This is a genomic window from Hydrogenophaga sp. L76, from assembly GCF_057654755.1.
Map to the genome: position 1 here is coordinate 3,839,960 of NZ_CM172807.1, position 20,053 is coordinate 3,860,012.

General features: G+C 62.7%; 17 protein-coding genes. 11 read left to right on the top strand and 6 right to left on the bottom strand.

What is annotated here, in order from left to right:
• Nucleotides 1-3: 3 nt before the first annotated feature.
• Together AC23D4_RS18680 and ilvA are read right to left on the bottom strand one after the other, a co-directional pair.
• Complete coding sequence (locus AC23D4_RS18680) at nt 4-1,038, bottom strand: nicotinate-nucleotide--dimethylbenzimidazole phosphoribosyltransferase (RefSeq protein ID WP_472887071.1); 1,035 nt, start codon at nt 1,036-1,038, stop codon at nt 4-6.
• 63 nt (nt 1,039-1,101) lie between these two features.
• Nucleotides 1,102-2,697, bottom strand: coding sequence for a threonine ammonia-lyase, biosynthetic (gene ilvA, locus AC23D4_RS18685; RefSeq protein ID WP_472887072.1), 1,596 nt, complete (start codon nt 2,695-2,697; stop codon nt 1,102-1,104).
• Between the two features lie 234 nt (nt 2,698-2,931).
• Here ilvA and AC23D4_RS18690 point away from each other — a divergent pair, with 234 nt between their 5' ends.
• Nucleotides 2,932-3,381 (top strand): OsmC family protein, encoded by a 450-nt coding sequence (locus tag AC23D4_RS18690; protein WP_472887073.1) that lies wholly within the window; start codon nt 2,932-2,934, stop codon nt 3,379-3,381.
• 28 nt (nt 3,382-3,409) lie between these two features.
• On the opposite strand, the gene coq7 is transcribed toward AC23D4_RS18690, so the two are convergent.
• Nucleotides 3,410-4,087 (bottom strand): 2-polyprenyl-3-methyl-6-methoxy-1,4-benzoquinone monooxygenase, encoded by a 678-nt coding sequence (gene coq7, locus AC23D4_RS18695; protein WP_487623645.1) that lies wholly within the window; start codon nt 4,085-4,087, stop codon nt 3,410-3,412.
• 253 nt (nt 4,088-4,340) lie between these two features.
• On the opposite strand from coq7, the gene AC23D4_RS18700 reads away from it, so the two are divergent.
• The gene (locus tag AC23D4_RS18700) at nt 4,341-5,279 is read left to right on the top strand and encodes a porin (protein WP_472887075.1); all 939 of its coding nucleotides are present in this window, start codon (nt 4,341-4,343) and stop codon (nt 5,277-5,279) included.
• Nucleotides 5,280-5,566: 287 nt separating this feature from the next.
• Nucleotides 5,567-6,478 (top strand): porin, encoded by a 912-nt coding sequence (locus AC23D4_RS18705; protein ID WP_472887076.1) that lies wholly within the window; start codon nt 5,567-5,569, stop codon nt 6,476-6,478.
• A 157-nt stretch (nt 6,479-6,635) separates the two neighbouring features.
• Here the strand turns inward: AC23D4_RS18705 and AC23D4_RS18710 are convergent, their stop codons facing one another.
• Nucleotides 6,636-6,980: a ComEA family DNA-binding protein gene (locus AC23D4_RS18710; RefSeq protein ID WP_472887077.1), complete on the bottom strand. Its 345-nt coding sequence runs from the start codon at nt 6,978-6,980 to the stop codon at nt 6,636-6,638.
• Nucleotides 6,981-7,379: 399 nt separating this feature from the next.
• Here AC23D4_RS18710 and AC23D4_RS18715 point away from each other — a divergent pair, with 399 nt between their 5' ends.
• From AC23D4_RS18715 to AC23D4_RS18745, 7 genes are all read left to right on the top strand, one after another.
• Nucleotides 7,380-8,951, top strand: a complete 1,572-nt coding sequence (locus AC23D4_RS18715) for an ABC transporter substrate-binding protein (protein WP_472887078.1) — start codon at nt 7,380-7,382, stop codon at nt 8,949-8,951.
• 57 nt (nt 8,952-9,008) lie between these two features.
• On the top strand, nt 9,009-9,989 hold the full coding sequence (locus tag AC23D4_RS18720) for an ABC transporter permease (protein WP_472887079.1): 981 nt from the start codon (nt 9,009-9,011) through the stop codon (nt 9,987-9,989).
• A gap of 1 nt (nt 9,990) precedes the next feature.
• A complete protein-coding gene (locus AC23D4_RS18725; protein WP_472887080.1) occupies nt 9,991-11,217 on the top strand; it encodes a M20 aminoacylase family protein in 1,227 nt (408 codons plus the stop codon).
• A 37-nt stretch (nt 11,218-11,254) separates the two neighbouring features.
• Nucleotides 11,255-12,832: an ABC transporter substrate-binding protein gene (locus tag AC23D4_RS18730; RefSeq protein ID WP_472887081.1), complete on the top strand. Its 1,578-nt coding sequence runs from the start codon at nt 11,255-11,257 to the stop codon at nt 12,830-12,832.
• A gap of 121 nt (nt 12,833-12,953) precedes the next feature.
• A complete protein-coding gene (locus AC23D4_RS18735) occupies nt 12,954-13,886 on the top strand; it encodes an ABC transporter permease (RefSeq protein ID WP_472887082.1) in 933 nt (310 codons plus the stop codon).
• Between the two features lie 6 nt (nt 13,887-13,892).
• The gene (locus tag AC23D4_RS18740; RefSeq protein WP_472887083.1) at nt 13,893-14,867 is read left to right on the top strand and encodes an ABC transporter ATP-binding protein; all 975 of its coding nucleotides are present in this window, start codon (nt 13,893-13,895) and stop codon (nt 14,865-14,867) included.
• Nucleotides 14,864-15,961 (top strand): ABC transporter ATP-binding protein, encoded by a 1,098-nt coding sequence (locus AC23D4_RS18745; RefSeq protein WP_472887084.1) that lies wholly within the window; start codon nt 14,864-14,866, stop codon nt 15,959-15,961. Before AC23D4_RS18740 ends, AC23D4_RS18745 begins: the two co-directional genes overlap by 4 nt.
• A gap of 334 nt (nt 15,962-16,295) precedes the next feature.
• Here AC23D4_RS18745 and AC23D4_RS18750 read toward each other — a convergent pair whose 3' ends face one another.
• Nucleotides 16,296-17,144 (bottom strand): MurR/RpiR family transcriptional regulator, encoded by an 849-nt coding sequence (locus AC23D4_RS18750; RefSeq protein WP_177132998.1) that lies wholly within the window; start codon nt 17,142-17,144, stop codon nt 16,296-16,298.
• Nucleotides 17,145-17,203: 59 nt separating this feature from the next.
• Here AC23D4_RS18750 and tal point away from each other — a divergent pair, with 59 nt between their 5' ends.
• Nucleotides 17,204-18,145, top strand: a complete 942-nt coding sequence (gene tal, locus AC23D4_RS18755) for a transaldolase (RefSeq protein ID WP_472887085.1) — start codon at nt 17,204-17,206, stop codon at nt 18,143-18,145.
• A gap of 205 nt (nt 18,146-18,350) precedes the next feature.
• Here the strand turns inward: tal and groL are convergent, their stop codons facing one another.
• Nucleotides 18,351-20,000, bottom strand: coding sequence for a chaperonin GroEL (gene groL, locus AC23D4_RS18760; RefSeq protein ID WP_472887086.1), 1,650 nt, complete (start codon nt 19,998-20,000; stop codon nt 18,351-18,353).
• Nucleotides 20,001-20,053 lie beyond the last annotated feature (53 nt).

A 20,053-nucleotide genomic window follows, 5' to 3' on the forward strand; every position in this document is an offset into this window, starting at 1 on the left:
GGTTCAGTGCGTCAGCAGGCGCTGGGCCACCCGCAGCAGGGGCCAGGCCAGCAAGGTGCCCACGCCCTGGCCCATGCGCAGTTCCATGTCCAGCAGCGGCTGGGCCTGCAGGTGGATCAGCAGCAAGCGGTGGCCCGGCTCGGCCGACCGGTGGGCAAACACCAGGTAGTCCGCCACGGCCGGGACCAGGCCGCGCGCCACCAGCGCAGCCGCTCCGGCCACAAACCCGTCCACCAGCACCACGCGCCGCTCACTGGCGGCCTGCAGCATGGCACCAGCCATCATGGCGATTTCAAACCCCCCCATCGCCGCCAGCGCGTCCAGTGGCGTGACCGCTTTGCGGTGCCGGCTCGCAGCAGCAAAGAGTTTCTCCAGCTTGTGTTTCAGTCGGGCCTCGTCCGGGCCGGCGGCGTGCCCACAGGCGTCGGCCAGTGGTACGCCGCACAGGCGCGACAGCAGCAGCGCGGCGCAGGATGTGTTGGCCACGCCGACATCGCCCAGGGCGAGCACGTTGCCGGGCAGGTGCTTCACCACGTCCATGCCCGCGTGCAGGCTGGCGATGGCCTGCGGTACCGACATGGCGGGGCTCAGCACCATGTTGCGGGTGCCATAGCCAATTTTGCGCAGCAAGAGGGGAACCAGCGATGGGGCATCGTCGGGCAGCAGGATGTGGGAGGCCACACCCGCATCCACCACCGTCAGGTCGAAACCCTGCTGCTCGGCCAGGCTGTTGACCAGTGACGTGCCCTGCAACATGTGCCGCACCCGCTGGCGGGTAAGGCCCTGTTCAGACAGCGAGACGCCTTCGTCGGCAATGCCGTGGTCGCCGGCAAACACCAGCAACTGCGGTTGGTCGAAACGGACCTGTTCGACGATCGGCGGGCCGGCGTGCTGGATGCGGGCCAGTTGCAAGGCCAGTGTTTCCACGCGACCCAGGGCGTGTTCCCGCTGGTGTTCCGGCCTCAGCTGTTGCCGGAGAAGCAACGCCGGTTCGGTGTCATCCGTGGGCACCACGTGCGGCCACTGGGGTTCGGGCAAGGAGGCCCTGATCCGGGGTCCTTCAACCACTGTTTCAGTCCTTGCGCTCATGGTGCCGGTTCCTCAGCTTTTGAGAAACAGACGGTACACCGGATTGCCGGTTTCCTCGACGTACGGGTAACCCAGTGTGTCGAGGAAGCGTGCAAACGCCTTGTCGTCCTTGGGTGGCACCTGCAGGCCAACGAGGATGCGACCGTAGTCCGCGCCCTGGTTGCGGTAGTGAAACAGGCTGATGTTCCAGCCCGGACGCATCAGGCTGAGAAACTTGAGCAAGGCGCCCGGCCGCTCGGGAAAGACAAAACGCAGAAGGCGCTCGTCCTGGGCCAGCGGTGAATGCCCACCCACCATGTGGCGAATGTGCTCTTTTGCCAGGTCGTCGTGCGTGAGGTCCAGCGCCTCGAAACCCTGGCGCTTGAAATTGGCGGCGATCTTGGCCGACTCGCCCTTGCCCTGCGTGGTCAGCCCGACAAAAACGTGCGCCGTGTCGGCGTTGCCGATCCGGTAGTTGAACTCGGTCACGTTGCGCGAACCACCGGGCAGGTCACCGATGGTTTCCAGGAAACGTTTGAAGCTGCCGCGCTCCTCGGGGATGGTCACGGCGAACAAGGCCTCGCGTTCTTCGCCCACCTCGGCGCGTTCGGCCACGAAGCGCAGCCGGTCGAAATTCATGTTGGCGCCGCACAGGATGGCGGCGTAGGTCTCGCCCTTGGTCTTGTGCTTGGCGACGTATTGTTTGACCGCGGCAACCGCCATCGCGCCTGAGGGCTCGACGATGCTGCGCGTGTCGATAAAGATGTCCTTGATGGCAGCACACACCGCGTCGGTGTCGACCACCATGAACTCGTCCACCAGACCGCTGGCGATGCGGAAGGTTTCTTCGCCCACGAGCTTGACGGCTGTACCGTCCGCGAAGAGACCCACATCGGCCAGCGTGATGCGCTGGCCCGCCTGGACCGATTGCATCATGGCGTCGGAGTCCACGGTCTGCACGCCGATCACCTTGATCTCCGGGCGCACCGCCTTGATGTAGTTGGCCACACCCGAAATCAGCCCGCCGCCGCCGATCGCGACGAACACCGCATCCAGGTGGTCCGAACCCAGGCTCTGCAGTTGCCGCAGGATTTCCATGGCGATCGTTCCCTGGCCCGCGATCACGTCCGGATCGTCGAAAGGGTGAACGAAGGTCAACCCCTGCTTTTTTTGCAGCACCACCGCGTGGGTGTAGGCATCGGAATAGCTGTCCCCATGCAGCACCACGTCACCGCCGAGTGCACGAACCGCGTCCACTTTTACCTGTGGCGTGGTGGTCGGCATCACGATCACCGCGCGGGTGCCGAGCTTGTGGCCGCCCAGCGCCACGCCCTGGGCATGGTTGCCGGCCGACGCACAGATCACACCCTTTTTCAACTGCTCAGGCGTCAGCTGCGCCATCTTGTTGTAGGCGCCACGCAGCTTGAAGCTGAACACGGGTTGCTGGTCTTCGCGCTTGAGCAGCACCGTGTTGTGAAGACGCCGGCCCAGGTTCTTCGCTGGCTCCAGGGCCGATTCGATAGCCACGTCATAGACGCGGGCTGTCAGGATCTTCTTGAGGTATTCGGCGGGGGTCAGCGCGGTGACGGGAGAAGGGGCGGCGGCAGGCTTTATGGGGCGGACGGGCATGGTGTTTCCTCGGTGCTCATCATATAGAGCGCGCCATCCGATCAAAAAAAACCCGGACTGGCAGAACCGGTCCGGGTTTAAATCCACCCGTGGAGGGTAGAGGAGACAACCTTCAATACAATGCCGCCAGTATATCGAAGTCATGCTGCAACGCAACATGCGAAAGCTCTTTTTTGCTATCTTTTAGAGAGCTTCTTCCAAAAACCGCAACCCATCTCACATCTGGACCTCACCATGGAATGCACCGTCACCTGGACCGGCGCCACCGGCACCCGCTCCCACATGGGTTTTGTGGCCGAAACCGGCAGCGGCCACGTGCTGGCCATGGACGGAGCACCGGACGCCGCCAAACCGGAAAACGGTGGGGCCAACATGGCCCCCAGACCGATGGAAACCGTTCTCGCCGGTACCGGTGGCTGTACCGCCTACGACGTGGTCCTGATCCTGAAACGCGGCCGCCACGATGTCCGGGGCTGCAGTGTCAAGCTCAGTACCGAGCGCGCCGAGTCCGATCCCAAGGTCTTCACCAGAATCCACATGCATTTCACGGTCACGGGTAAGGCGATCCCGACCGCAGCGGTCGAACGCGCCATTGCCATGAGTCACGACAAATACTGCTCTGCCAGCATCATGCTGGGCAAGACAGCCGAGATCACCACCACGTTCGAAGTTCTGGAAGCCTGAAACCTGTGCTGCAGGCGTTCGCGGACGCTCAGATCCGATGCGCCACCGTCGTCATCACCCGGGCAGCCAGCCGCATCAGGCCCCTGACAGGCTCAGGCAACTCGGTGGCTCCCGCGTGCTGCGCCTCGCGGGCGTGACGCGCTTCGTCGTCTTTCATTTGCGCCACGATGGCCCGTGAAGCCTGGTCACCGGGAGGCAGGCGCTCCATGTGACTGGCCAGATGCGCTTCCACCTGGCGCTCCGTCTCCACCACGAAGCCCAGGCTCACACCCGGCCCGAAGCGCCCCGCCAGCAAGCCCAGTCCGAAAGCACCTGCATACCAGAGCGGGTTCAGCAATGACGGGCGAGCACCCAGTTCGTCCAGGCGCTGTCGGGTCCAGGCCAGGTGATCGGTTTCTTCTTTGCATGCGGCCTCAAGCTGGACCACCAGTGACGGATGGGCTGTGCTGTCGCGGGCAAGGGGGGTGCGCGCCGCCAGCGCTTGTGCGGTGTACAGCGCCTGAGCGCACACCTCACCGACATGATTCACCCGCATCAGGGCGCCGGACAAGATCCGGTCCGATTCGCTCAGTTGGCCGTCGCCATCCTCAGGGACTGTGGGGCAGGCGCGTGATGCGCGGGGATGCACAAAAATGGTGCGCAGCGCTGAGTCGGCAGCATTGAGCAGAGCATCCATACGCAAATCTCCAGAAAGTAAGTTTGGCATCAATTGGAGCAGGCAGGCGGCTATTTTCCCGCAAATAGGCGACGTACCTAGTATTTACCCTAATCCCCCCTTTGCTGGGGAATCCTTGGGTTGGTGGGGCTTGTGGTCATTTTGCAACAAAACGGTGCCTCTGTGGCTGAAAGCTTTGCATCGGGCTTCCCCTTCTGGTGCAATCAGAACAGCTTCCACGAACGGAGGTTGGCTCGAGGGCTAAAGACCCGCGGCCTCTTATTCAACCTTGGAGATACTCTCAATGAAAAAGACCCTGATTGCTCTGGCCGCTGTGGCTGCCACCGGCGCCGCCTTCGCTCAATCTTCAGTGACCCTGTACGGTGTTGCTGACGCTTCCTTGGCCAAAGTGACCGGCAAATCCGCCTACCTGAGCAGCGCCGGTACCATGAACAACGGCACCAGCCGTTGGGGCGTCCGTGGCACCGAAGACCTCGGTGGTGGCCTGAAGGCAGGCTTCAACTTTGAGCAAGGCCTGAGCCTGAACGACGGTTCGCTGTCCAAGTCCGGCGGTGGTGAGTTCGGCCGTGCTGCCTGGATGAACCTGTCCGGCGGTTTCGGTGAGTTGCGTCTGGGCCGCACCCTGAACCCATCGTTCTACGCCGCTGCGGCCTGGGAACTGACCGGCGCTGCCAACTACTCCGTCGTGGTGAGCCAGTTCGTCGGCGTGCTGGGCGGCATCCGCAACTCCAGCCAGATCGCTTACACCACCCCCAACATGGGCGGTTTCAGTGCCACCGTGGGCTACATCCTCAAGGGCAACAGCGCCGACGAGAAGGCCAAGGTTGACCTGAACGCGATTTACGCCAACGGTCCCCTGGCGGTTGCGCTGGGTTACAACAAGGTGCAGGATGCCGAGAAGAACGTGCACGTCGGTGCCCGTTACAACTTCGGCGTGTTCACCCTGGCTGGTGGCATCGTTGATCCCGCTGGCGATGCCAAGGGCTTCACCATCGGTGGTTCCGTGCCGCTGGGCCCTGTGAACCTGGTGGTTGACGTGGCCCGCGACACCGAGTTCAAGGACACCGACCTGCTGGTTGAAGTCAAGTACCCGATGAGCAAGCGCACCACTGCCTATGCCGCAGTCCTGCGTGACGGCAAGAAGAAGAACGGTGCTCTGGGTGCTGCTACCGCTGGCAAGGACGTCAACGGCCTGGGCTTGGGCATCCGTCACAACTTCTGATCCGTTACCGGCTTGAGCCGGTTGTGATCGAAGTCAAAACCCCTGCCGGGTCACCGGCAGGGGTTTTCTTTTTGGGTTGTCGCGTTGCATGTGGTCTTAAGCGTCACTTCTGGTTTCTTCCGGGGTTTCTGGCTGTGTCAAAAAACCGACAAACTTGAGCAGGTCTGGTCGTTTTTTACGGGAAAACCCTCGTACAAACAAGACCGAGGTTTAGTATTTGTAGCGTGATTTCGCTTCACAGCCGGTTTCGATATACGGGACTGGATTTTTCAAACAAGGAAACTCTCATGAAAAAGTCTCTGATTGCTCTGGCCGTTCTGGCTGCTTCCGGTGCCGCCATGGCCCAATCCTCCGTGACCCTGTACGGTATTGCCGACCTTGCTGTCGTCAAGGCCAAAGGTTCGAGTGCAGCGCTGGCTTCAGGTGGCGTGAGCACCAGCCGCTGGGGCCTCAAGGGCTCGGAAGATCTGGGTGGCGGTCTGGCTGCCAACTTCAACTTCGAGCAAAGCGTGAATCTGGTTGATGGCACGACCGGCAACGGCTTCAATCGCCAAGCCTGGGTCGGTTTCAGCGGTGGCTTCGGAGAGATCAAGCTGGGCAAGATGTGGAATGCCTACGACGACATCGTCGGCGCCACCAGTCCTCTGTTCGACTCCGGTGCCCTGACCACCAACAACCTGGCTCCCAGCTACGCTCTGGAAGCCGGGAACCCGGGTAACGCCGTGTACTATGCGACGCCTTCCTTCGGTGGCGTGAGCGGTGCCGTGAGCACAACCTTCAAGACTGGCGAAACCAACGCCCGCGTGTCTGCCTTTCACGTCAAGTACGAAGGCGGTCCCTTGTTCGTGGGTCTGGCCCACGAGCAGCAGAAGGACGACCTGAGCGCAGACCTGAAGCTGACCCGTCTGAGCGCTTCGTATGACTTCGGTGCCGCCAAGCTGCTGGCTTCCGTGGGTCAAGTCAAGGACGTGGCGGATGACGTCACCATCGGTGTGGATGTTCCGCTGAGCTCCGCCCTGACGCTATCCGCCGGCGCGACCCAGGTCCGTCCTGAAGTGGGCGACAACGGCACCCGCTACGGTCTGGCCGCGGCCTACGGTCTGTCCAAGCGCACCACCGCCTACACCGGTTTCTACAAGGACAGCAAGGAAGCTGGTGACGGCCACCTGTTCGCCGTTGGTGTGAAGCACTCCTTCTGATGACACGATGGCCACCAGGCCATCCGTCCTTCAGAGTTGAAAAGCCACCGGGCAAGCCCGGTGGCTTTTTTACGCCCGGACCCACATGCTGGGGCGGGGATGGTCCGCAATTCGAGGTGACCGGGTGCTCTCCCCCCTTTCGGTTTTGCTTTCTTTTTTACTGTGACGCTCCAGCGGCTGGCGACGTGGCTTTGGTCGCCGCTTTCTCCAGCCTCGGCTTAGCCGGTGTAGAAGTCGCCTGATGAGCGACGCCGTTGACGGTCAGGCCTTCCGCAGAGAGCTTCGCGGCGCGTTTTTCGCCGATACCAGAAACCCGCTGGATCAGGTCGGCCCAATCCTTGAACTTGCCCGCCTTGCGCTCGCCCAGAATGCGGGTCGAGGTGCCCGGACCAATGCCTTTGATGCTGTCGAGATCGGCTTCGCTGGCGCTGTTCACATCCACGGCGGCAAATGCGCTGGCAGCGATCAGCGCAAGCAAGGCCATCATCATCTTCTTGATCATTCAAAAACTCCCTGAATACAACATTGAAAAAGCGCCAGTGCTCGGGTTCGTGCTGGGCGCGACGTTGGCGTGCAGGACACACCAACTCACAATCTAGAGGAATCAGCTGCCGGCGTCCCTCCCGCGTTTGAGTGATTTGCCAAGATTTCGGATGGATTGATGTGATTTTGTAAGTACAACGTTGTATTTTCGAGACGTTGAAGGGATCCCTTGAAGGCCCTGGGGCGACTGTGTCGCCCGCATGCCAACGCGCCCATGTCTTGAAACGGATTTCGCTGGGCACTAACCGCTGGAAAACCCATCGGTGTCCGGCAAGTCGCCGCTAGGGTTAGTCCCGTTCTGGGTTCGGGAACGGTTGTTGCATAGTGAGGCTCCCATCATTCATTTAGATGTCAAGCAATGAAAACACCACTCACCCTCCTGTGTGCGGCGCTGGTTTTTGGTGCGGGCTCCTTGCAGGCCAAAACCTTCAAGTGGACCAGTGCCAGTGACATTCCCACGTGGGACATCCATTCGCAGAACAATGCGCTGGGCAATGGGGTGCATGCCGCGGTGTACGAGTCGCTGATTTACTACAACAGCCGCACGTTCAAGCCTGAACCCGTGCTGGCCACCGGATGGAAACAGGTCACGCCGACGCAGTTGCGCCTCAGCTTGCGAACGGGCGTCAAGTTCCACGATGGTTCAATGTTCAGCGCCGATGACGTGGTGTTTTCCATCGAGCGCGCGATGAGCAAGACATCGAACTTTGCGGTCTACACCCAGGGCATTGATCGCGTGGTGAAGGTCGATGCCAACACCGTGGACCTTTTCACCAAGGGTCCCAACCCCGTGTTGCTGAACCAGCTGACCGAGTTGCGCATGATGAGCAAAGCTTGGGCAGAAAAGAACAACTCGGTAGCGCCCAAGGACATCAAGACCCAGGACGAGAATTTTGCCCATCGCAACGCCAACGGGACGGGCCCATTCATGCTCAAGGAGTGGATGCCCGATCAGAAGCTGGTGCTGACGCGCCATGCCGGTTGGTGGGGGAAAATGGAAGGCAACGCGACCGAAATCGTCTACACACCGGTGAAGGCCGTGGCCACACGCATGGCCGCGCTGCTCTCGGGCGAGGTGGATTTTGTGCTGGATCCCAGCCCTCAGGACCTTCCCCGCGTGCGCGCAGATGGCAACCTCAAGGTGATCGACGGCATCGAAAACCGGACCATCTTCTTCGGCATGGACCACCACCGCGGCGAGTTGCCAGGCAGCAACATCAAAGGGAAGAACCCGCTCAAAGACCAGCGGGTGCGCAAGGCGCTGTACCAGGCGATCGATATGGACACGATTGCGCGGGTGTCGCTGCGAGGTCTGGGACAACCCACGGGTGCCCTTGTGGCTCCCCAGGTCAATGGCTGGAGCGAGGCGATTCACAAGCGCTACCCGTTCGATGTGGCAGCAGCCCAGAAACTGCTGGCCGATGCGGGCTACAAGGACGGATTCGAGGTGGATTTCGCCTGTCCAAACAACCGCTATATCAACGACGAGCAGATCTGTCAGGCGGTCACCGCCATGTGGGCCCGCATCGGCGTGAAGGCCAAGCTGCGGACGATGCCGCTGGTGACTTATTTCCCCATGATCCAGCGCTACGAAGCCAGCATCTACATGCTGGGCTGGGGGGTTCCCACGTTCGATGCGATGTATTCGCTGCAATCGCTGGTGCGTTCGGTGGGCGCTCAGGGCGACGGCAACTACAACGTCGGGCGTTACAGCAATCCGCAGATGGATGCGCTGATCGAACGGGCGAAAAAAGAAACCGATCTGAACCTGCGTACCGGCCTGCTCAACAAGGCCCTGATGCTGCAGAACGAGGATGTGGCCCATATTCCGCTGCACAACCAGGTCATCCCCTGGGCCATGAAGAAGCATGTCGACGTGGTGCACCGCGCCGACAACCGGTTGGACTGGCGCCTCATCAAGGTAAACTGATTTCGGTCAGACGGCAGTCCCCCAACGTCTGGGTTGACCCCCTCTTCTTCCACCAAGATGCTCGCATTCATTCTCAGACGCCTGGCTCAGGCTGTGGTGGTGATGGTCAGCGTGGCCTTGATTGCCTTCATGCTGTTTCAGTATGTGGGTGATCCGGTGGTCTTTCTGCTGGGGCAGGACGCCACACCAGAACAGATTCGCGAACTCCGGACCGACCTCGGGCTTGATCAACCGTTTGTGGTGCAGTTCTGGCACTTCCTGGCCAACGCGGTGCAAGGCGAATTCGGGCTCAGCCTGCGCCAGGGAGCCAAAGTTTCGCGGCTGATCGGTGAGCGACTTCCTGCCACGCTGGAACTGGCCTTCGTGGCTGGCGTGATGGCGCTGGCCTTGGGTATTCCCATGGGGGTGTACGCAGCCCTCAAGCGTGGCACTTTCACCAGCCAGTTGTTCATGACGATTTCGCTGCTGGGGGTGTCGCTGCCCACCTTTCTGATCGGCATCCTGCTGATCCTGGTGTTCGCCGTACAACTGGGCTGGTTTCCCAGTTTCGGCCGGGGCGACGTGGTGCAGATTGGCTGGTGGAGCAGCGGGCTGCTCACGGCCAAAGGCTGGCTGCACATCACGCTGCCGGCGATCACGCTGGCCATCTTCCAGCTCACGCTGATCATGCGGCTGGTGCGCGCCGAGATGCTGGAAGTGCTGCGCACCGACTACATCAAGTTTGCCCGCGCGCGGGGCCTCACCAACCGGGCCGTGCATTTCGGGCATGCCCTGAAAAACACCCTCGTGCCCGTGATGACGATCACCGGCCTGCAGCTGGGCGGCCTGATCGCTTTTGCCATCATCACGGAGACCGTGTTCCAGTGGCCGGGCATGGGTTTGCTGTTCATCCAGGCGGTGACGTTTGCGGACATCCCGGTCATGGCCGCCTACCTGTGTCTGATCGCCCTGATCTTTGTGGCGATCAACCTGATCGTTGACCTGCTGTATTTCGCCGTTGATCCCCGTTTGCGCGCCGAGAAATCGGGAGGACATTGACGTGCTGGCGCCCCGCATCAAGGCCCATGGCCGCGCCTTCGCACACATCGCGGCCTACCACCCCGAGCTGACCGCGTTGAGGCGCGATCTGCACGCGCACCCCGAAATCGGTTTCGAGGAGCATTACACCGCACAGCGCGTGGTCGAGGCGCTCAAGGTGTGCGGCGTGGATGAAATCCACACCGGTATCGGCAAGACCGGGGTGGTGGCCGTGATTCACGGCAGCCAGCGCCAGAGCGGCCGCATGATGGGCTTGCGCGCCGACATGGATGCCCTGCCCATGACCGAGCGCAACGACTTTGCCTGGAAATCCCTCAAGCCGGGCATGATGCACGGCTGCGGCCACGACGGTCACACCGCCATGCTGGTGGGCGCGGCCCGCTACCTGGCCGAAACGCGGCAGTTCGATGGCACGGCGGTGCTGATTTTCCAGCCCGGGGAAGAGGGCTTTGCAGGCGCCAAGGCCATGATCGAAGACGGTCTGTTTGACCGCTTCCCCGTGCAGTCGGTCTACGCCATGCACAACTGGCCGCAGATGCGTCCGGGCACGGTGGGCATCAACCCCGGGCCCATGATGGCCGCAGCCGACCGCATCACGATCGAAATCACCGGCAAGGGTGGCCACGGCGCACACCCCTACCAGACCGTGGACCCGGTGCTGGTTTCGGCCCACATCATCACGGCGCTGCAAAGCATCGTTTCGCGCAATGTGCGCGCGATCGACAGCGCCGTGGTGAGCCTGTGCGCCATGCAGGCGGGCGACATGGGCGCGTTCAGTGTGATGCCGGGCAAGGCGACGCTCATGGGCACGGTGCGCACCTTCAACCCGGAGGTTCAGGACCTGGTCGAGCGCCGGCTGCACGAGCTGTGTTCCGGTGTGGCGCTGGGACTGGGCGCCGCGGCCCATGTGAATTACGAGCGTATTTACCCCGCGACCATCAACAGCCGCCAGGAGGCCCGGTTCGCTGCTGAAGTGGCTCAGAAGCTGCTGGGGCACGAACACGTGGACCGCGACCTGGAACCCAGCATGGGCGCCGAAGATTTTTCTTTCATGCTGCAGGTCAAGCCCGGGGCTTATCTGCGGCTCGGTCAGGGCGCCGAGAACGGCGTGGGCAGCTGTTTCCTGCACAACAGCCGCTACGATTTCAACGACGATGTGCTGCCGCTGGGCGCCGCGCTGCACGCCGGCCTGATCGAGCAGGGCATGCCGCTGATCAGCGCCGACTGATGTTTTCCATTTTCCCAACCACGCCTAGGAGCGACTCATGAAGTTCAAGCAAACGTTGACGGTCTGTGCAGTGGCCGTGGCCCTCGCCACACTGGGGGCCGCGCAGGCGCAGACGGTGCGCATCGGCAACCAGGGCGATGCGCTGTCGATGGACCCGCACTCGTTCAACGAGACCTTGCAACTCAGCGTGACGGGCAACGTGTACGAGCCCCTGGTCACCCGCGGAAAGCAACTGCAGCTGGAGCCCGCGCTGGCCACCAGCTGGAAGCAGATTTCACCCAACGTCTGGCGGTTCGAATTGCGCAAGGGCGTGACGTTTCATGACGGCAAGCCTTTCACCGCCGACGATGTGCTGTTCAGCTTTGCCCGGGGGTCGGGTGACGGCTCGGACATGAAGACCTACACGAACGACATCCAGGAAGTGCGCAAGATCGACGCGCACACGGTGGAGTTTGAGACCAAGGCACCGTTCCCCATCCTGCCCGGCGTGTTGTCGTTCTTCTACATCATGAACAAGCAGTGGAGCGAGGAGAACCAGGCCACCCGTCCGGTGGACCGCCGCAAAGGTGTTGAGAACGCCGCGTCGTTCCGCGCCAATGGAACGGGGCCGTTCCGCCTGCGCGAGCGTCAGCCCGGCGTGAAAACCAGTTTCGTGCGCAACGGCAACTACTGGGGCAAGATCGAAGGCAACGTGGTCAACGTGGAATACACCCCGATTGGCAACGATTCGACCCGCGTGGCTGCGCTGCTGTCGGGCCAGGTGGACGTCATGGAACCGGTGCCTGTGCAGGACGTGGCACGCGTCAACGCCAGCGGCAAGGCCAAGGTGCTCCAGGGCCCCGAGCTGCGCTGGATTTTTCTGGGCATGGATCAGAAGCGCGACGAGCTGCTGAGTTCCAGCGTGAAGGGCAAGAACCCGTTCAAGGACAAGCGCGTGCGTCAGGCGTTCTACCAGGCCATCGACATCAACGGCATTCAGAAAACGGTGATGCGTGGTGCGGCCACGCCGGCGGCGCTGCTGGTGGGCCCGGGCATCAACGGGTTTGATCCTGCCATGAACACCCGCCTGCCGTACGACACCGAGGCCGCCAAGAAGCTGCTGGCCGAGGCCGGTTACCCGAACGGTTTCGAGGTTGGCATGAATTGCCCGAACGACCGCTACGTGAACGATGGCAACATCTGCCAGGCCGTGGCCGCCAACTTGGCCCGCATCGGTGTCAAGGTCAACCTGCAAGTGGAAACCAAGGGCACCTATTTCCCCAAAATTCTCAAGCGCGACACCAGTTTTTACCTGCTGGGCTGGTCGCCCAGCACCTACGACGCGCACAACGTGTTGAACGCACTGATCCGCTGCGTGGACGACAAGGGTTCGGGCCAGTTCAACCTGGGGGCCTATTGCAACCCGAAGGTGGACGAACTCACGCTCAAGATCCAGTCTGAAACCGACCAGGCCAAGCGCAACGCCATGATCAAGGAAGCGTTCACCCTGCATTCGAACGATGTCGGCCATCTGCCGCTGCACCAGCAGGCGCTGGCCTGGGGTGTGGCCAACAACGTGCAGTTGACGCAACGGGCCGACAACCAGATGCCGTTCCGCTACATGAGCGTGAAGTAGGGTTCCCCCTGCGCCGCTGCGCGGCCTCCCCCCAGGGGGACGCCGCGCAGCGGCCCGGCGGAGCCGGTTCCGCGCTGGCCCTGGATGGGCGTCCCCTCTGACCTCCCGCTGGGTTGGGTCAATGAACACGAAAGTCCCCCCGTTGATTGCCTTTGTTCACCGCTGGCTCGACAGTGATGTTGGCCACAGTTTCCGCACCACACCCACCGCCATCGTCGCGGCGGTGATCGCCTTCGTCTGCCTGTTTTGTGCCGTGTTCGCCCCCTGGGTGGCGCCGCACAACCCGTTCGATCTGGCGACACTGGAGCTGTCCAATGCACGCCTGCCGCCGGCCTGGAGCGAGGGCGGTGTGTCCCAGTTCCTGCTCGGAACCGACGATCAAGGACGCGACATCCTTTCGGCCTTGATGTACGGCGCGCGCATTTCGCTGGCGGTGGGGCTCGCCTCGGTGGTGCTGTCCGTGGTGATCGGTGTGTCGTTCGGCTTGCTGGCGGGTTTTCTGGGCGGCTGGGTGGATGCCTTTCTCATGCGCCTGTGCGATGTGATGCTCTCATTCCCTGCCATCCTGGTCGCGCTGTTGATCGCGGGTGTGGGTCGCGCCTTGTTCCCGAATGCCCACGAGACGCTAGCTTTTGGCGTGCTCATTCTCTCGATCACGCTCACGGGCTGGGTGCAGTACGCGCGCACGGTGCGCGGCTCCACGATGGTGGAGCGCAACAAGGAGTACGTGCAGGCAGCGCGGGTGACGGGTGTGGCGCCTTTGCGCATCATGCGCAGCCATGTGCTGCCCAACGTCATGGGGCCGGTGATGGTGCTGGCCACCATCCAGGTGGCCACCGCCATCATCACCGAGGCCACCTTGTCCTTCCTGGGTGTGGGCGCACCGCCCACCTCGCCCTCGCTGGGCACGCTGATCCGGGTCGGCAACGACTACCTGTTCTCGGGCGAGTGGTGGATCACCATCTTCCCGGGCGCGATGCTGGTGCTGATCGCGCTCTCGGTGAACCTGCTCGGCGACTGGCTGCGCGACGCGCTCAACCCAAGACTCCGGTAAACCACGATGAGCCTGCTGCAAGTCAAGAACCTCGTTGTCGAGTTTCCCCACCGAAGGGGCACCTTGCGTGCGCTCGACGACATTTCCTTCGACATCGCGCCCGGCGAGATTCTCGGTGTGGTGGGCGAATCCGGTGCGGGCAAGTCGCTCACCGGTGCTTCCATCATCGGCCTGCTGGAGCCGCCCGGGCGTGTGGCGTCCGGAGAGATCCTGCTGGAGGGCCGCCGCATCGACAACCTGCCGTTCGATGACATGCGCAAGGTGCGCGGGCGCAAGATCGGCGCCATCTTCCAGGACCCGCTCACCTCGCTGAACCCGCTGTATTCGGTGGGCCGTCAGCTGATCGAAACCATCACCACCCACCTGCCGGTGAACCAGGCCGAGGCCCGGCAGCGCGCCATCCAGCTGCTGCGCGACACCGGCATTCCGGCCGCCGAGCAGCGCATCGACCACTTTCCGCACCAGTTCTCGGGCGGCATGCGCCAACGGGTGGTGATCGCGCTGGCGCTGGCTGCAGAACCGCAGCTCATCGTGGCCGACGAACCGACCACCGCGCTCGATGTGTCGATCCAGGCGCAGATCATCACGCTGCTCAAGACCATCTGCAAAGACCGCGGGGCGGCGGTGATGCTGATCACACACGACATGGGCGTGATCGCCGAAACCTGCGACCGCGTGGCCGTGATGTACGCCGGGCGCATCGCCGAGATCGGCCCCGTGCATGAAGTCATCAACCACCCTGCCCATCCCTACACCGCCGGTCTCATGGCCTGTATCCCGGACATGAGCGTGGACCGCGAGCGCCTGCACCAGATCGATGGCGCCATGCCGCGTCTCAATGCCATCCCCAAGGGTTGTGCCTACAACCCGCGCTGCGAGAAGGTGTTCGACCGTTGCCATGTGGAACGCCCGGATCTCCTGGGTGCCGGCGCGACGCGCGCTGCCTGCTGGTTGCACGCCAGCGCGGGGGTCACCGCATGAGCACCAACATGTTTGAGCAGGACGAGCTCGCCCGGACCCCTCGGTCATCGCTGGCGCAGACCCATGCTGAGGTTTCCGCCGCCACCACCGAGGCGACGACCGGCGCGCCGCTGGTGCGCGCCACCGACCTGGCCAAGACCTTCGATGTTTCGGCGCCCTGGCTCAACCGGGTGATCGAGCGCCAACCTCGACAGTTGCTGCGCGCCGTCGATGGCGTGTCCTTCGACATTCCAAGAGGTCAGACGCTGGCTCTGGTGGGTGAGTCGGGCTGTGGCAAGAGCACGGTGGCGCGATTGCTGGTGGGCCTGTACGAGCCAACACGCGGCGGTTTCGAGTTCGACGGTCAGGATGCGCACGCGGCCTTCAAGACGCCGCAAGGCCGCCAACTGCGCCGCCGCATCCAGATGATTTTTCAGGACCCCTACGCCAGCCTGAATCCGCGCTGGATTGTGGAAGACATCATCGCCGAGCCGTTGCGCGAGCATGGCATCGAGACCGAACCGGCGGCCCTGCGCGCGCGGGTCGATGCCTTGTTGCACTCTGTGGGCCTGTCGCCGCACGACCGTGTGAAGTACCCGCACCAGTTCTCGGGCGGGCAGCGCCAGCGCATCTCGATCGCGCGCGCGCTGGCTACCCAGCCCGAGTTTCTGGTCTGCGACGAGCCGACCTCGGCGCTCGACGTGAGCGTGCAGGCGCAGGTGCTGAACATCATGAAGGATCTGCAGCGCGAGCGCGGTCTGACCTATCTGTTCATCAGTCACAACCTGGCGGTTGTGCGCCACGTGAGCGATCGGGTGGGCGTGATGTACCTGGGTCGGCTGGTGGAGCTGGCGCCCAAGCACACGCTGTTCGACAACCCGCGTCACCCTTACACCCGCATGCTGCTCGATGCCATTCCCAAGATGCACGATACAGGCAAGGCGCGCACGCCGGTTTCAGGCGAAGTGCCCAACCCGCTGAATCCGCCGGCTGGCTGTGCGTTCAACCCGCGCTGCCCGCATGTGAATGAGCGGTGTCGGAATGAGCGGCCGGAGTTGCAGACCGTCGACGGGGTGCGCGTGGCCTGTCACGCTGTGGAAGAAGGCCGGATCTGACGTGCCTGTGGGTGGGCGTTGGCGCGAACAACGGGCGCTCCCCTCCGCGAATGTCCCCCGTCCCGCTGCGCGGGCCTCCTCCTTGACTTCGCTGCGGGGAACACCCGTTGTCCGAACTTGTGACCAGCGTTCAAGGAAGGGGAGGGGATGCGGTGGAATCGGTTTCGAGTAATCACTGAACAACTAAGGTGACACCGCCACCTGCCATCCGGCGCGCGTGTCCCAACCCAGGAAGCCGTGGAACCGGCTCCGCCGGGCCGCAGGCATCGTCCCCCTCCGGGGGAAGACGCGAAGCGGCGCAGGGGGACGCATGACCTGTGCGCAATGCGCACGGTCAAGCGTATCGTTTGCTCCGCAGGTTGTTCTTCATTTCCTTCAGCAGCGGTTGCAGCTTGCTGCCCCCGATGCGCAGCGCCAGACACGTAGCGACCACGTCGATCACCATCAGGTGCATCAGACGCGAGGTCATGGGGCTGTAGCGGTCGTAGCCTTCGGGATGGTCGGCCGAGAGGTGGATGTGGCCGGCGGCGGCCAGGGGCGAGCCGCTGGCGGTGATGACGATGACCGTGGCGCCGTGTTTGCGCGCGATGTCGGCCGCATCCATCAGGTCGCGCGTGCGGCCCGAGTTGGACACGATCACCAGACAGTCGCCCGGCCCCAGCAGCGAGGCGCTCATGACCTGCATGTGGCCGTCGCTGTAGGCGATGGCGTTGATGCCCAGGCGGAAAAACTTGTGTTGCGCGTCCTGCGCCACAATGCCCGAATTGCCCGCGCCGTAGAACTCGATGCGGCCGCGGTTCTTGTAGGTGGCCAGCAGCGCATCCACCGCCTTCTCGATCGAGTGGGTGGAGGCGTCATTGCGGTATTTCAGGAACGCTGCCACCGTGTTGTCGATCACCTTGACCAGCACGTCACCCACCTTGTCGTCCACGTCCACACTGCGGTGGATGAAGGGCACGCCTTCGCTCACGGTGCCGGCGAGCTTGAGCTTGAAGTCCGAGAGACCGTCGTAACCCATGCTGCGGCAGAAACGCACCACGGTCGGCTTGCTCACATGCGACCGTTCGGCCAGTTCGGACACCGGCAGGCTGGCGAAACTGCGCGGATCGAGCAGCACGAGTTTGCCCACCCGTTGTTCTGCGGGAGCCAGCGAGGGCAGGGAGGCTTTGATTCGGTCGAGCATGGAACGATGGTAATCGAGTTACAAAAAATTGTGGAACCTTCACGCCCGATAATGGCAAGATGAACCAGCTTGACGCACTCAAACAGCTCACCACCGTGGTTGCCGACACCGGCGACTTCAACCAGATCGCAGCCTTTTCGCCACGCGACGCGACCACCAACCCATCGCTTATCCTGAAGGCGGTGCAGAAAGCGGAATATGCCCATCTGCTCAAGGATGCGATGTCGACATACGGCGCGCAGGGGACGGACGAGGTGATGAACCGCCTGCTTGTGGCTTTCGGCTGCGAGATTCTGAAACACATTCCCGGCCGCGTTTCCACCGAGGTGGACGCCCGCCTGAGCTTTGACACCGAAGCCACCGTGACGCGTGCGCGCCGCATCATCGACCTCTACCAGGGCGAGGGTGTGCACATCGACCGCGTGCTGATCAAGATCGCTTCCACCTGGGAAGGCATTCAGGCCGCCGCTCGCCTGGAGCGTGAGGGCATCCACACCAACCTGACGCTGCTGTTCTCGTTCGCCCAGGCCGTGGCCTGTGGTCAGGCGAAGGTGCAGCTGATCTCGCCGTTCGTGGGCCGTATCTACGACTGGTACAAGAAGAACGCGGGTGCAAACTGGGACGAAGCAGCGATGGCGGGCGCCAACGACCCGGGCGTGAAGTCGGTGCGGGCGATCTACAACTTCTACAAGAAGCACGGCATCGCCACCGAGGTGATGGGTGCGAGCTTCCGCAACGTGGGCCAGATCACGGCGCTGGCTGGCTGCGACCTGCTGACCATCAGCCCTGACCTGCTGGCTCAGCTGGCGGCCAGCGAAGCGGTCTTGCCCAGGGCTCTGGACGCCGAGGCCGCGAAGTTGATGGACATTCCGTTCGCGTTGTACGACGAAGCCGGTTTCCGCTTTGCGATGAACGAAGACGCGATGGCGACCGAGAAGCTGGCCGAAGGCATCCGCGCGTTCGTGGTGGACACGATCAAGCTCGAAGGCATGATGCGCTGACCCACCCGAAGTCCCCTCGTTTGGGGGTATCAATGAAAAAAACCCCGCGAATTGCTTCGCGGGGTTTTTTCTTGGGGGTTCGTCAGCATGCAGTGATGCAATCCGACGCAGCATGAGGCGCCAGGCCAAGGCGCAAGGGCGTAGACAGTGGCAGCGCCACGGCAAGCCCTTGCAACGCCGGCATGGCGTCTCAGGCAAGGAGCAATTACATGCCCATGCCGCCCATGTCGCCCATCCCACCCATGCCGCCACCCATGCCGCCGGCCGGTGCGTCATCCTTCGGGGACTCGGCCACCATGGCTTCGGTGGTCAGCATCAGACTGGACACGGAAGCGGCATTCTGCAGAGCGGTACGGGTCACTTTCGTGGGGTCCAGAATGCCCATTTCGATCATGTCACCGTAGGTGTCGTTGGCGGCGTTGAAGCCGTAGTTGCCCTTGCCAGCCAGGATGGCGTTGACCACCACGGAAGGCTCGCCACCGGCGTTGGCCACGATCTCGCGCAGAGGCGCTTCGATGGCCTTGAGCACCAGCTTGATACCGGCGTCCTGGTCGGCGTTGTCACCCTTGATGGTGCCAGCGGCCTGACGGGCGCGCAGCAGGGCCACGCCACCACCGGCGACGATGCCTTCTTCCACTGCAGCGCGGGTGGCGTGCAGGGCGTCTTCCACGCGGGCCTTCTTTTCCTTCATCTCGACTTCGGTGGCAGCGCCGACCTTGATCACGGCAACGCCGCCGGCCAGCTTGGCCACGCGCTCTTGCAGCTTCTCGCGGTCGTAGTCGCTGGTGGCTTCTTCGATCTGCACGCGCACTTGCTTCACGCGGGCTTCGATGTCAGCAGCAGCGCCGGCGCCGTCGATGATGGTGGTGTTTTCCTTGCCCACTTCGATGCGCTTGGCGGAGCCGAGGTCGGCCAGGGTCACTTTTTCCAGCGTCATGCCGACTTCTTCGGCGATCACTTTGCCGCCGGTCAGGATGGCGATGTCTTCCAGCATGGCTTTGCGGCGGTCGCCGAAGCCAGGGGCCTTCACTGCCACCACCTTCAGGATGCCGCGGATGGTGTTGACCACCAGCGTCGCCAGGGCTTCTCCTTCGACATCTTCGGCAATGATCAACAGCGGACGGCCGGCCTTGGCCACCTGCTCCAGCGTGGGCAGCAGGTCACGGATGTTGGAAACCTTTTTGTCGTACAGCAGCACGAAGGGGTTGTCCAGCAGGGCGGATTGCTTCTCAGGATTGTTGATGAAGTAGGGCGACAGGTAGCCGCGGTCGAACTGCATGCCTTCGACGACGTCGAGTTCGTTTTGCAGCGACTTGCCGTCTTCCACGGTGATCACGCCTTCTTTGCCCACTTTGTCCATGGCATTGGCGATGATGTCGCCGATGCTGGAGTCAGAGTTGGCGGAAATGGAGCCAACCTGGGCGATTTCCTTGCTGGTCGTGGTGGCCTTGGAGGCCTTCTTCAGCTCTTCGATCAGGGCTTCAACGGCCTTGTCGATGCCGCGCTTCAGGTCCATCGGGTTCATGCCGGCGGCCACGTACTTCATGCCTTCGCGCACGATGGCTTGCGCCAGCACGGTGGCGGTGGTGGTGCCGTCGCCAGCGTTGTCAGACGTCTTGGAAGCAACTTCCTTGACCATCTGGGCGCCCATGTTCTGCAGCTTGTCCTTGAGTTCGATTTCCTTGGCCACAGACACACCGTCCTTGGTCACGGTGGGGGCGCCGAACGAGCGCTCGAGCACCACGTTGCGACCTTTGGGGCCCAGGGTGACCTTGACCGCGTTGGCCAGGATGTTCACACCCTCGACCATGCGTGCGCGGGCTTCGCCGCCGAAAATGACGTCTTTTGCTGCCATGTTGATAGCTCCTAAATGATTTGAACAGTTGGGGACAGATCGAGCAGACGCTT